The following is a 12078-nucleotide window of genomic DNA, read 5'->3' on the forward strand; positions in this document are numbered from 1 at the left end:
GGTTTTCGGAGGTCTCTATGAGTATTTTTGAGCATTACCAATCACGATACGAAGCAGCGCAAGAAGAAGAATACAGTATTGAGGAATTTCTCGAAATCTGTAAGAAGGATAAATCAGCTTATGCCAGCGCACCTGAACGTCTATTGATGGCGATCGGTGAGCCGGAAATTATCGACACATCGACCGATGCGCGCTTAAGCAGGCTGTTTTCAAATCGCGTAGTTGCACGCTACCCTGCATTTCACGATTTTTATGGTATGGAAGATGCCATTGAACAAATCGTCTCTTACTTAAAGCATGCTGCGCAGGGCTTAGAAGAATGTAAGCAAGTGCTGTATTTACTTGGCCCAGTAGGTGGTGGTAAATCATCAATTGCTGAAAAGCTTAAATATTTAATGCAACAAGTACCAATTTACTCAATAAAAGGCTCGCCCGTCAACGACCACCCTCTAGCGTTATTTGACCCAAATGAAGACGCTGAGCTTTTAGAAAAAGAATACGCCATTAAGCCACGTTATTTAAAAACAGTGATGTCACCATGGGCTGCAAAACGCTTAAGTGAGTTTAATGGTGATATTAGCCAATTCAGAGTAGTTAAGCGCTACCCATCAATTTTAAATCAAATCGCAATTGCCAAAACAGAACCGGGCGATGAAAACAATCAAGATATTTCAGCTTTGGTAGGTAAAGTAGATATTCGCCAGCTTGAGCACTTTGCGCAAAACGACCCTGATGCATATGCATACTCTGGTGCCCTTTGCTTAGCAAACCAAGGCTTAATGGAGTTTGTGGAAATGTTTAAAGCGCCAATCAAGGTGCTACACCCACTGCTTACAGCCACTCAAGAAGGCAATTACAACGGCACAGAAGGTATTAGTGCCCTACCGTTTAATGGCATGATATTAGCTCACTCAAATGAATCTGAGTGGCAAACATTTAAGAACAACAAAAATAATGAAGCATTTTTAGACCGTGTTTACATCGTCAAAGTACCTTATTGTTTACGTGTGTCTGAAGAAGTTAAAATTTACAATAAACTACTTGAAAACAGTGAGTTACATGATGCACCATGTGCACCCGGCACATTAAAGACATTGGCGCAATTTACCACACTTTCGCGGATTAAAGAGCCAGAAAACTCAAGCATTTATTCAAAAATGCGAGTCTATGATGGCGAAAGCTTAAAAGACACCGACCCGAAAGCTAAGTCGTATCAAGAATACCGCGACTACGCCGGTGTTGATGAAGGCATGACAGGGCTATCTACCCGCTTTGCGTTTAAGATTCTATCGCGGGTATTTAACTTCGATACCACAGAAGTAGCTGCTAACCCCGTGCACTTATTCTATGTGCTGGAGCAGCAAATTGAGCGTGAGCAGTTTACTGCCGATGTTGAGGAGCGTTACTTAAGCCACTTAAAAGGTTACCTCATTCCTCAGTACGTTGAGTTTATCGGTAAAGAGTTACAAACGGCGTATTTAGAATCTTATTCTGAATACGGACAAAACATCTTCGACCGTTACGTCACTTATGCTGATTTCTGGATCCAAGATCAAGAATATCGTGACCCAGATACAGGCCAGCTATTTGACCGTGCAGCACTCAATGCAGAGCTTGAGAAGATTGAAAAACCTGCGGGTATTTCAAATCCTAAAGATTTCCGTAATGAAATTGTCAACTTTGTATTGCGTGCGCGTGCACACAACCAAGGCAAGAACCCGCTTTGGACCAGTTACGAAAAACTTCGCACTGTTATTGAGAAAAAAATGTTCTCAAACACTGAAGACCTACTGCCTGTTATTTCTTTCAATGCGAAAACCTCGGCTGAAGATCAGAAAAAACACGAAGACTTTGTCAATCGTATGGTTGAGAAAGGCTATACCCAAAAACAAGTACGTTTACTTTCTGAATGGTATTTACGCGTTAGAAAATCGCAGTAAAAAACGTTTGTTTTAAGGGGGTTGTTATGGCGCATTTTATTGACCGACGCCTGAATGGAAAAAACAAAAGTACCTTGAATCGTCAACGGTTCATCAGGCGTTATAAGAAACAGATTAAAGAAGCGGTATCTGATGCCATTAATAAGCGTAGCGTAACCGATACTACCAGCGGCGAGAGTATTTCTATTCCGCAACGTGATATCAGTGAACCTATTTTTCATCAAGGACGTGGCGGTGACCGCGAACAAATCCACCCAGGTAATGATCAATTCTCTACGGGCGATAAAATCAAGCGGCCGCAAGGGGGTGGTCAAGGTGGAGGCAGTGGCGAAGGTGAAGCCAGTGACTCGGGTGAAGGACAAGATGACTTTGTATTCTCCATTTCAAAGGATGAATACTTAGACTTACTGTTCGAAGATCTTGAACTGCCTAACCTACAACAAAATCAGCTAGATAAACTCGTACAAATGAAAACCCATCGTGCAGGTTTTTGTAATGATGGCATGCCAAGCAATATTGATATAGTGCGCTCATTACAAGGCTCACTTGCTCGCAGAGTAGCAATGACCGCAGGCAAAAAGCGCCACCTTGCTGAGCTTGAAGGTCAGTTAGCGTTGCTAAAAGCAGAGGAAGAACCAGACAAAGCTGCCATTGCGTTACTCGAACGTCAAATTGAGGAACTACAAAGTCGCATTAACGCAGTGCCATTTATTGATAATTATGACCTACGTTTTCGTAATTATGAAAAACAGCCACATCCTACAAGCAAAGCAGTGATGTTTTGCTTAATGGATGTCTCAGGTTCGATGGACCAAGCTACTAAAGATATGGCAAAACGCTTTTATATTTTGCTTTATCAATTTCTAACCCGCAGCTACAAAAATATAGAAGTCGTCTATATTCGCCATCATACCCAAGCGAAAGAAGTAGATGAGCAAGAGTTTTTCTATTCTCAGGAAACGGGTGGCACAATTGTATCGAGCGCATTAAAGCTAATGAACGAAATTATCGCTGATCGCTACAACCCAGAAGAGTGGAACATTTATGCAGCACAAGCCTCTGATGGCGACAACTGGGCAGACGACTCACCGAACTGTGGCGAAATTTTACGTAATAAACTACTAAAGGCGGTGCGCTATTACGCCTACATCGAAATTACAGCCCGTGCCCATCAAAGCTTGTGGCGAGAGTATCAGTCGATAGCGCAAACCCACGACAATTTTGCAATGCAACATATCCGGGGCGTTGAGGACATTTACCCTATTTTCCGTGAATTATTTAAAAAGAATCGTCAGCAGCAAGGCGCCGCATAGCCTTGCGAGTGAGGTAAAGTATGGCCGATAAACGTATTAGTGACGGTCCTGATTGGACATTTGATTTATTAGCAGAGTATCAAACTGAGATTGAGCGGGTTGCGAAAATTTATAAACTCGATACCTACCCAAATCAAATTGAGGTGATCACCGCAGAACAAATGATGGATGCCTATTCCAGTGTAGGGATGCCGATTGGCTACAGCCACTGGTCGTATGGTAAAAAATTCATTCAAACAGAACAAAACTATAAACGAGGACAAATGGGCCTCGCTTATGAAATTGTTATTAACTCAGACCCTTGTATTGCTTATTTAATGGAAGAAAATACCCTACCAATGCAAGCTTTGGTAATGGCTCATGCTTGCTATGGCCACAACTCGTTTTTTAAAGGTAATTACTTATTTAAAACCTGGACCGATGCCAGCTCAATTATCGATTACTTGTTATTTGCAAAAAATTACATAGCTAAATGCGAAGAAAAATACGGCATTACCGAGGTCGAAAACCTGATTGATTCATGTCATGCCCTTATGAATTATGGTGTAGACCGTTACAAGCGCCCGCAACGAATTTCACTGTATGAAGAACAAAAGCGCCAACAAGAACGTGAAGATTACCTACAATCACAAGTGAATGAACTTTGGCGTACTATTCCAACCTCACAGCAAGAGTCTAAAAAGCGTGAGCGCCGCTTTCCTGATGAGCCACAAGAAAACATTTTGTACTTCATCGAGAAAAATGCCCCGCTGCTTGAGTCATGGCAACGGGAAGTCATCCGTATTGTTCGTAAGATTTCTCAATATTTTTATCCACAAAAACAAACTCAAGTTATGAATGAGGGCTGGGCAACATTTTGGCATTACACCATTTTGAACCACCTTTACGATGAAGGAAAACTCACAGATGCCTTTATGCTCGAGTTTTTACAAAGCCATACAAATGTAGTGTATCAACCACCATACAACAGTAACTATTATTCAGGTATAAACCCTTATGCCCTTGGCTTTAACATGATGGTTGATATCCGCAGAATGTGTGAAAACCCAACTGATGAAGATAAAAAGTGGTTCCCTGAATATGCAGGCAGCGATTGGTTAGAGACGCTGCATTTCGCAATGCAAAACTTTAAAGACGAGAGCTTTATAAGCCAGTTTTTATCGCCGAAAATAATTCGTGATTTTAAATTATTTACCATTATTGACCATGAAAAAGAACCGACTCTTAATGTGGGGGCAATTCATGATGAGCTAGGTTATCAACAAGTTCGTGAAACGCTTTCGGCTCAATATAACTTAAGTAATCTCGAGCCAAATATTCAAGTCTATAACGTTGATATCAGAGGAGATCGTTCATTAACTCTGCGCTATGTCCCCCATAACAATATTCCCTTAGCTAAATCAAAAGATGAAGTGCTAAAACACCTTTACAGGCTATGGGGCTTTAAGGTAAAACTGGAACAAGAAACCTCAACAGGTGAAGTTTCATTACTGGGTGAATGCCCAAGCAGTGATACCCGACACACAACAGAGTAGCCAAAATGAATAAAAAAATACTGGTGATCATCGACTCAATAGCCGATGCTAAAACGTCTATTTTACATGCAAAGCAAAAAGCCAAAGGCGTTAAGCATATTGATCTTGTTGCTTTTAGTTATGAAGATACCAATAACATTTTATTCTCTATTCCACCAGATGAAGCGCTTGCGATACAAGACAAAGAACTCGCTAAAGTCCGTGCAGCGCTTAGCCCTCTGATCAGTGAGCATCTAGATGACGGCAGCTATACATTGCAAAACCTGTGGCATGAAAGCCCAGTACAGTGGCTTGCAAATGAGCTTGATACGTCAAACTATGATATGGTGATTAAAACCCGTCACATTGACGAAGAAACGCAATTTAGCGAACTAGATTGGCAGCTTATCCGTTTCAGCCCACTCCCCCTTTACCTAGCCGCCGATAACAAATGGCGTAACAATACCAATGTACTCGCGGCTCTTGATTTAGGCAGCGAAAAAGCCACTAAATACTGTTTAAACGAGGCAATTATTAAAGCAGGTTTGGCCTATGCTAAAGACTACGACAGCGAATTTTATGCGTGTTATACCGTGCACGTGTCACCATTTTTACGTGATTTAGGCATTGTATTTTCAGATGAACAAGTGACAAATGCTTTTGAAAAACTCCCCGTCGCGCAGCGTACCTTAATTGAAGCGCACGACTTAAAAGAAAAACTAAAAATCAAAGCTGGTGTGGTTGAACAAGTGATTCCAAGCGTTGCAGCAAAATTAAATGCTGATTTAGTGATTATGGGCTCGGTTGGTAATACAGGTATTAAAGGTCATTTAATTGGTAATACTGCTGAAAAGGTCATGAAGCTACTTAAAACAGATATTCTCGTTTTACCGCCACTTGGCATTTAATCGGCAAAATCTTAAGAAAATTAGTATAAAAAAGGGGCTTTTGCCCCTTTTTATAAATCTGTATAAGCAGTAACCATGTTACGGCCATTTTCTTTAGAGTGATACAAGGCTTTATCTGCCGCTTCAACCCACTTTTCGTAGCGATCAAACTTTTCGTCAAAGCAGGCAAAACCAATACTGACCGTCAGTTGAATTTGTTTGCCATCAAAGTATATTGATGAGTTCTCAATCAGTGTTCTTAATCGCTCAGCAAAAATATGCGCACCTTCATGATCAGTATCTAGCAAGGTTACCGCAAACTCTTCACCACCATAGCGGCCAGCTAAATCGGTTTCACGCAAAGTCTTACGCAGAAGGTCAGCAATATGACGCAACGCCTCATCACCTCCGCGATGGCCATGCTCATCATTAACCTTTTTAAAATGATCAATATCAAACATCAACAAACTGCTACACCCGCCACTGCGAACAATACGCATATACTCTTTACGTAATTTTTCTTCCCAATAACCACGGTTGGTCAGTTTAGTCAGCGCATCTGTTCGACTCATTTGTTCAAGCTTACTGTTGGCTTCTTCTAGCTCTTTTTTGTTTACAGCTTCATCCGTTACATCATAAATAATGATACAGATATGCGACACTTCACCTGTGGTCGTTGTCAGCGGAATAAAGGTAGCATTTTGATACATATGATCCGCTTTACCGGTAATTGGGCGGTAGTTTTTGAAACGGAAAATATATGGCTGCTGCTCCCAAATAGTAAATGAACGATTATTTAGTATGAACACAGACTCTGATTTACTGCGAAACCACTTTTCATCAATTGATGGAAATAAATCAAACAGATCTTTATCTTTCACCGCGCTTGGTAGCAAGCCTGAATGGTTTTCCATAAAACCATTCCAGATGCATACTTTGTAGTCTCTATCGAGCACTACTAGGCCTACATCAACGGTATTAAACATATCCATTAACCAATGGAGTTCATTCATATTAAAATCGGCTGCAGGCATAGTTTAATCTTCTAATAAATAAGCTACTTTGTACTTAAGGGTTTTAAGTGAGTCCTCAGTGAACAGCAACATCAAATCACAGTTAATATTGTGATTTTCGATGCCATAGCTGATCTCAATCGCCAGTGTTCGTTGCCAGCGAGATTTATTGGCTTTTACTAAATCGGTGACATCACAATGCTGCCCTAGCACCACAGGATGACCTTGGCTAAAACGCATATCTAGCTGTTTAGAAAGCCCTGATAAAATCGCACCGATCAGAATGTTGCTCACATCCATTAACAGCTCAAGCTCGACATTATCGTTTAGCTCACCTTCGTAATTCATCAATGACGCGATTTCTTTAAAACTTGAATCGTTTAAAAGTAGTAATGCTTCGCCAGATACTCCACCGCCGATAAAACCTTGGCATACACCCGATGTAGTTGCATTAGCATCAATAGAGCGCAGAGCCATATCAAGCTCATTTACTTCTAATACATTTACATTAGGGATAGGCAGCTTTACGAATACATTAAGAAGACGCGCTAATAAGTCCCCTGCTTGCCCCATAGCGACGTTAGTGAGCTCTTGATAGATATCACGCACATCAGGGTCAACTTGCTCACCTAGCTTATTAGCAAGGCGCTCACGCATGGCTTTATCTTTAATACCATGGTGTTCGATGATATTAGCGAGCTTTTCCGCAGAGCAAGGTTTTTGAATAAAGTCGATGGCACCTAACTCTAGCACTCGTTGATGCGCATTAGGTTGAATATCACCAGACACAACCACGGTGAGAACATGAAGGTCCTGTTCTTGAATGGCTTGAAGCACTTCATAGCCATCCATTTCAGGCATGTTTAAATCAAGAAATAGAATTTCTGGCTGAATTTTTTTAATCTGCTCAATACAGTGCACACCATTTTCAGCGAACTCAACTTTAATATCCCAATCATCGGGTAAAGAGCGCGCTAATTGTCGACGTGCTAACTTTGAATCATCACAAACTAATACCGATGTTGACATACCTTCTCTCTAAATACGCACTTTTAACTAGATACTAACTAGTGCCAGTAACTTTATTATTATTTTTCTATATAAAAAATCGGTTCACGAACACATGTTAATCAAACTATTGGTTATTTACAATTTTAAATTGTACTAATCCTTTGAGCCACTCTATGAGTATAATACACTGATGTTAAATGCGTTAATTTGAAGGAATCTTATTATGTTACGTCCGCTAATATTTGCACTAGGTGCTGTATGCACGTTTAGTTATGCTGGTGATTTATCAGAAAATAGTTTAGATGCAGGTAAGGTTTCTGCCCAATCTAAGCCGGTCACTTTACTAGGTCAAGGTGTTGAAGTTGGTCAAAAAGCGCCTAATTTTAAAGTAGTAGATGGCAGCTTTACACCTGTCACACTAGATAACTACCAAGGTCAAGCAGTGCTTTTAAGCGTAGTGCCAAGTTTAGATACGGGTGTGTGTAGTATTCAAACCAAACACTTTAATGAAAAAGTAGCTACTGAGTACCCAAGTGTTGCTATGCTTACCTTAAGCGCAGATTTACCGTTTGCACAAAAGCGTTTTTGTAAAGCCGAAAATATCGACAAAGTGGTGACTTTGTCTGACTCAGTGTGGCGTGACTTTGGTAAGAACTACGGTTTGATTATCAAAGATATGGGCTTATTAACCCGTGCGGTGTTTGTGTTAGATAAAGAACATAACATCGTTTATAAGCAGCTAGTTGATAATTTATCAAAAGAGCCTGATTACGACGGTGCCATTACGGCATTAAAGAAACTGTAAAGCGCAATTTTACTTGCAGTGAGACAGACACAAAAAAACCGCCCAGAGGCGGTTTTTTATTTGTGATTCTAAAAGGTAAATTAACCTAGTAGCTCACCAAGTTGTTGGCTAACAGCTTCAACAGCTTGAGTACCGTCTAATTTGTGGTACTGAGTGTTGCCTGCTTTTGCTTCAGCTTGGTAGTAATCAACTAATGGTTTAGTTTGGTCGTGGTAAATACCTAAACGCTTACGTACTGTTTCTTCAGTATCGTCATCACGAATGATTAGATCTTCACCTGTGATGTCATCTTTGCCATCAACTTTAGGTGGATTATAAACAACGTGATAAACACGACCAGAACCAGGGTGTACGCGACGGCCGCCCATACGCTCAACGATGATTTCGTCAGCAACGTCAAATTCGATAACGTGATCAACTACCACGCCATTCTCTTTCATTGCATCTGCTTGAGGAATAGTACGAGGGAAACCATCTAGTAAGAAACCTTTTTCGCAATCTGGCTTAGCGATGCGCTCTTTAACTAGACCGATAATAATTTCGTCAGATACTAATTGACCTGCATCCATTACTTTTTTAGCTTCAAGACCAAGTGGTGTACCTTCTTTGATTGCTGCACGCAGCATATCGCCCGTAGAAATTTGTGGAATACCGTATTTGTCCATCAAAAACTGAGCTTGAGTACCTTTACCTGCACCCGGCGCGCCCAAAAGAATAATGCGCATATCATTGTCCTCTGTGTGATACTAATCTTAAAAATGGTCGATCAGTGGAGTTTTGTTTTTAGAGCCTGAATTCTTCCACAACTAAGGCTATACCTCAAGTAACTTATACCAATTGCCTATATTAGCGGCAATAAAAAAGGGAGCCTTGCTCCCTTTTCCAACTCATTATGCTAAAACGCTTATTTGCTTAAATCTAGCATAAGTTTATTCAAACGAGTTACAAAGCCTGCAGGGTCTTTTAAAGTTCCGCGCTCAGCGAGTAGTGCTTGATCTAGAAGTACTTGTGACCACTGGGCAAACTTGTCTTCATCTTGTTCAACATTTAAGTGTTTAACAAGCTGATGCTCTGGGTTAAGCTCAAAAATTGGCTTTTGCTCAGGCACAGTTTGACCAACTGATTCCATTAACTTTTGCATTTGTGAGCTCATATCATGCTCATCAGCAACAACACATGCAGGAGAGTCCGTTAGACGATGCGTAAAGCGTACGTCTTTAACGTTATCACCTAGTGCAGTTTTAATGCGCTCAACTAGGCCTGCAACTTCTTTTTCTGACTCTTCTTGCGCTTTTTTCGTTTCTTCGTCATCCATGTTGCCTAAATCTAAGTCACCACGGGTAATTGACTGGAATGACTTTTCGTTGAACTCTGTTAAGTAGCTCATCATCCACTCATCAACACGGTCACTTAGTAGCAATACTTCGATGCCCTTCTTACGGAAGATCTCTAAGTGTGGTGAGTTTTTCGCTGCAGCGAATGAATCAGCAACTACATAGTAAATCTTATCTTGCTCTGGCTTCATACGCTCAATGTATTGTTCAAGCGATACATTTTGTGTGCTTTCGTCAGTATTTGTAGAAGCGAAACGCAGTAGCTTAGCAATGGCTTCTTTATTTGCCATATCTTCCGCTGGGCCTTCTTTTAACACCTGACCAAATTCGTTCCAGAAAGATTGATAATCTTCTTCGCGGTTTTTCGCCATGCGCTCGAGCATTTTAAGTACGCGCGATGTACAACCTTTACGGATTGCCTGTGTTACTTTGTTGTCTTGCAAGATTTCACGCGACACGTTAAGTGGTAAGTCGTTTGAATCAAGTAAACCTTTCACAAAACGGAGGTAGCTTGGCATGAACTGCTCTGCGTCATCCATAATGAAAACGCGTTGCACATACAGTTTTAAACCTGATTGACGCTCACGGTTCCATAAATCGAAAGGTGCTTTTTTCGGGATGTATAACAGGCTAGTGTATTCTGTTTTACCTTCAACCTTGTTATGTGCCCAGCTTAGTGGCTCTTCCCAATCATGACCGATATGCTTATAAAACTCTTTGTACTCTTCGTCTGTTACTTCTGACTTATCACGAGTCCATAGTGCTGTTGCGCGGTTAATACCTTCCCACTCGCCTGGCTGTGCTGGAATCTTCTCGCCATCAGGACCTTCAGATTCAGGTACTTCTGCTTTATACATTTCAACAGGAATCGAAATATGATCAGAGTATTTAGTTACGATACTACGTAAACGGAACTCATCAGCAAACTCTGTTTCGTCTTCACGAAGGTGAAGAATAATTTCGGTACCGCGTGATGGTTTATCAATCTCTTGTAATGTGTACTCACCTTCACCTGCAGATTGCCATTCAATACCTTGGCTTTCACCTGCTTTACGAGTACGCACTGTTACTTTGTCAGCAACGATAAATGCTGAGTAAAAACCAACACCAAATTGACCAATCAATTGTGAATCTTTGCTTTGGTCGCCTGTTAGGTTTTGAAAAAACTCTGCAGTGCCAGATTTTGCAATGGTACCTAGTGAATTAATCACATCTTCACGGCTCATACCAATACCGTTATCAGTAATGGTGACCGTGTTTGCTTCTTTATCAGCACTGATACGTACTTTTAGTTCCGCATCATTTTCATATAAATCGCCATTAGAAAGCGCAAGGAAACGTAATTTATCTGCCGCATCTGAGGCGTTTGATACAAGCTCACGTAAAAATATCTCTTTATTAGAATAAAGAGAATGAATCATCAGGTTTAATAGTTGTTTGACTTCTGTTTGAAAGCCTAATGTTTCTTTTTGTGCTGCAGTCATTGTGTAAATCTCCAATTAACAAAGTGTCTAATCTGCACTATGACTCTTTATATGGGGTAGGCTTTTGGAACTTCAAGGCAAAAAATTAAATTCGCGGGAAAATTAGGGGTTAAACACAAAAAAGCCTGCTTCAAGCAGGCTTTTGATACCATTTTCGGTATTAGTTTTGGTTTACGGCGCGTCGTCCGCTAAATGCGTGCATAAGCGTCATACCATCGAGTAAATCGAGCTCACCACCAACAGGGACACCATGAGCTATCCGAGATGCACTCACCTGATACTTATGACAAAGCTCTGCAATATAGTGGGCTGTGGTTTCACCTTCAACACTTGGATTGGTTGCTAGGATCACCTCATTAATGCCACCTTGTTGCAACTTGCTTTCAAGAATATCAAGGCCAATTTCTTTTGGTCCTATGCCATCAATTGGCGACAAATGACCCATTAAAACAAAGTAAAGGCCTTGGTACTGACCAGTTTGCTCAATAGCAAGTACATCGGTTGGTGATTCAACCACACACAATAAACCACTATCTTGGCGTTTAACACTAGAACAAATATCACACACAGCTTGCTCTGTAAAAGTACGACAAGATTGACAATGCCCTACTTCATCCATTGCTTTAGTTAATGCATGGCCAAGTTGTTTACCACCTTGACGGTCACGCTCAAGCAAATGAAAAGCAATGCGCTGTGCCGACTTAGGGCCTATGCCTGGTTGGCATCGTAGCGCTTCAATTAGCTGTGTTAAACTAGGAGATAGTTGCATAGAAAATC

10 protein-coding genes are annotated in these 12078 nt (G+C 40.9%); 5 read left to right on the forward strand and 5 right to left on the reverse strand.

Translation table 11 applies throughout. The annotated features are described in order from the left end of the window. Nucleotides 1-17: 17 nt before the first annotated feature. From HYD28_12235 to HYD28_12250, 4 genes are read left to right on the forward strand one after another with little or no spacing between them, the layout of a single operon-like run. Nucleotides 18-1940, forward strand: coding sequence for a PrkA family serine protein kinase (locus tag HYD28_12235; GenBank protein ID QLE09662.1), 1923 nt, complete (start codon nt 18-20; stop codon nt 1938-1940). A 26-nt stretch (nt 1941-1966) separates the two neighbouring features. Next, nucleotides 1967-3253, forward strand: a complete 1287-nt coding sequence (locus HYD28_12240; GenBank protein QLE09663.1) for a YeaH/YhbH family protein — start codon at nt 1967-1969, stop codon at nt 3251-3253. A gap of 20 nt (nt 3254-3273) precedes the next feature. After that, nucleotides 3274-4788, forward strand: coding sequence for a SpoVR family protein (locus tag HYD28_12245; GenBank protein ID QLE09664.1), 1515 nt, complete (start codon nt 3274-3276; stop codon nt 4786-4788). 5 nt (nt 4789-4793) lie between these two features. Continuing rightward, nucleotides 4794-5675 (forward strand): universal stress protein, encoded by an 882-nt coding sequence (locus HYD28_12250; protein QLE09665.1) that lies wholly within the window; start codon nt 4794-4796, stop codon nt 5673-5675. A 50-nt stretch (nt 5676-5725) separates the two neighbouring features. Here HYD28_12250 and HYD28_12255 read toward each other — a convergent pair whose 3' ends face one another. Further along, a complete protein-coding gene (locus HYD28_12255) occupies nt 5726-6688 on the reverse strand; it encodes a diguanylate cyclase (protein QLE09666.1) in 963 nt (320 codons plus the stop codon). A gap of 3 nt (nt 6689-6691) precedes the next feature. Next, nucleotides 6692-7696, reverse strand: a complete 1005-nt coding sequence (locus HYD28_12260) for a response regulator (GenBank protein QLE09667.1) — start codon at nt 7694-7696, stop codon at nt 6692-6694. Nucleotides 7697-7901: 205 nt separating this feature from the next. Here HYD28_12260 and tpx point away from each other — a divergent pair, with 205 nt between their 5' ends. Further along, nucleotides 7902-8483, forward strand: coding sequence for a thiol peroxidase (gene tpx, locus HYD28_12265; GenBank protein ID QLE09668.1), 582 nt, complete (start codon nt 7902-7904; stop codon nt 8481-8483). Nucleotides 8484-8563: 80 nt separating this feature from the next. On the opposite strand, the gene adk is transcribed toward tpx, so the two are convergent. The 3 genes from adk to recR all read right to left on the reverse strand — a co-directional run bounded on the left by adk (nt 8564) and on the right by recR (nt 12070). Then, nucleotides 8564-9208 carry an adenylate kinase gene (adk, locus tag HYD28_12270; protein QLE09669.1) on the reverse strand — a complete coding sequence of 215 codons (645 nt, stop codon included), beginning with the start codon at nt 9206-9208 and terminating at the stop codon, nt 8564-8566. 179 nt (nt 9209-9387) lie between these two features. Then, entirely contained in the window at nt 9388-11301 is a 1914-nt protein-coding gene (htpG, locus tag HYD28_12275; GenBank protein ID QLE09670.1) for a molecular chaperone HtpG, read from the reverse strand. A 160-nt stretch (nt 11302-11461) separates the two neighbouring features. Further along, the gene (gene recR / locus HYD28_12280) at nt 11462-12070 is read right to left on the reverse strand and encodes a recombination protein RecR (GenBank protein ID QLE09671.1); all 609 of its coding nucleotides are present in this window, start codon (nt 12068-12070) and stop codon (nt 11462-11464) included. Nucleotides 12071-12078 lie beyond the last annotated feature (8 nt).

The sequence above is a fragment of the Pseudoalteromonas shioyasakiensis genome (genome assembly GCA_013391845.1).
Taxonomy (GTDB): Bacteria; Pseudomonadota; Gammaproteobacteria; order Enterobacterales; family Alteromonadaceae; genus Pseudoalteromonas; species Pseudoalteromonas apostichopi.

Coding starts and splice junctions, on each gene's coding strand:
- HYD28_12255 (QLE09666.1), bottom strand. CDS start 6,688: ATGCCTGCAGCCGATTTTAATATGAATGAACTCCATTGGTTAATGGAT.
- HYD28_12260 (QLE09667.1), bottom strand. CDS start 7,696: ATGTCAACATCGGTATTAGTTTGTGATGATTCAAAGTTAGCACGTCGA.
- tpx (QLE09668.1), top strand. CDS start 7,902: ATGTTACGTCCGCTAATATTTGCACTAGGTGCTGTATGCACGTTTAGT.
- HYD28_12240 (QLE09663.1), top strand. CDS start 1,967: ATGGCGCATTTTATTGACCGACGCCTGAATGGAAAAAACAAAAGTACC.
- htpG (QLE09670.1), bottom strand. CDS start 11,301: ATGACTGCAGCACAAAAAGAAACATTAGGCTTTCAAACAGAAGTCAAA.
- HYD28_12245 (QLE09664.1), top strand. CDS start 3,274: ATGGCCGATAAACGTATTAGTGACGGTCCTGATTGGACATTTGATTTA.
- recR (QLE09671.1), bottom strand. CDS start 12,070: ATGCAACTATCTCCTAGTTTAACACAGCTAATTGAAGCGCTACGATGC.
- HYD28_12250 (QLE09665.1), top strand. CDS start 4,794: ATGAATAAAAAAATACTGGTGATCATCGACTCAATAGCCGATGCTAAA.
- HYD28_12235 (QLE09662.1), top strand. CDS start 18: ATGAGTATTTTTGAGCATTACCAATCACGATACGAAGCAGCGCAAGAA.
- adk (QLE09669.1), bottom strand. CDS start 9,208: ATGCGCATTATTCTTTTGGGCGCGCCGGGTGCAGGTAAAGGTACTCAA.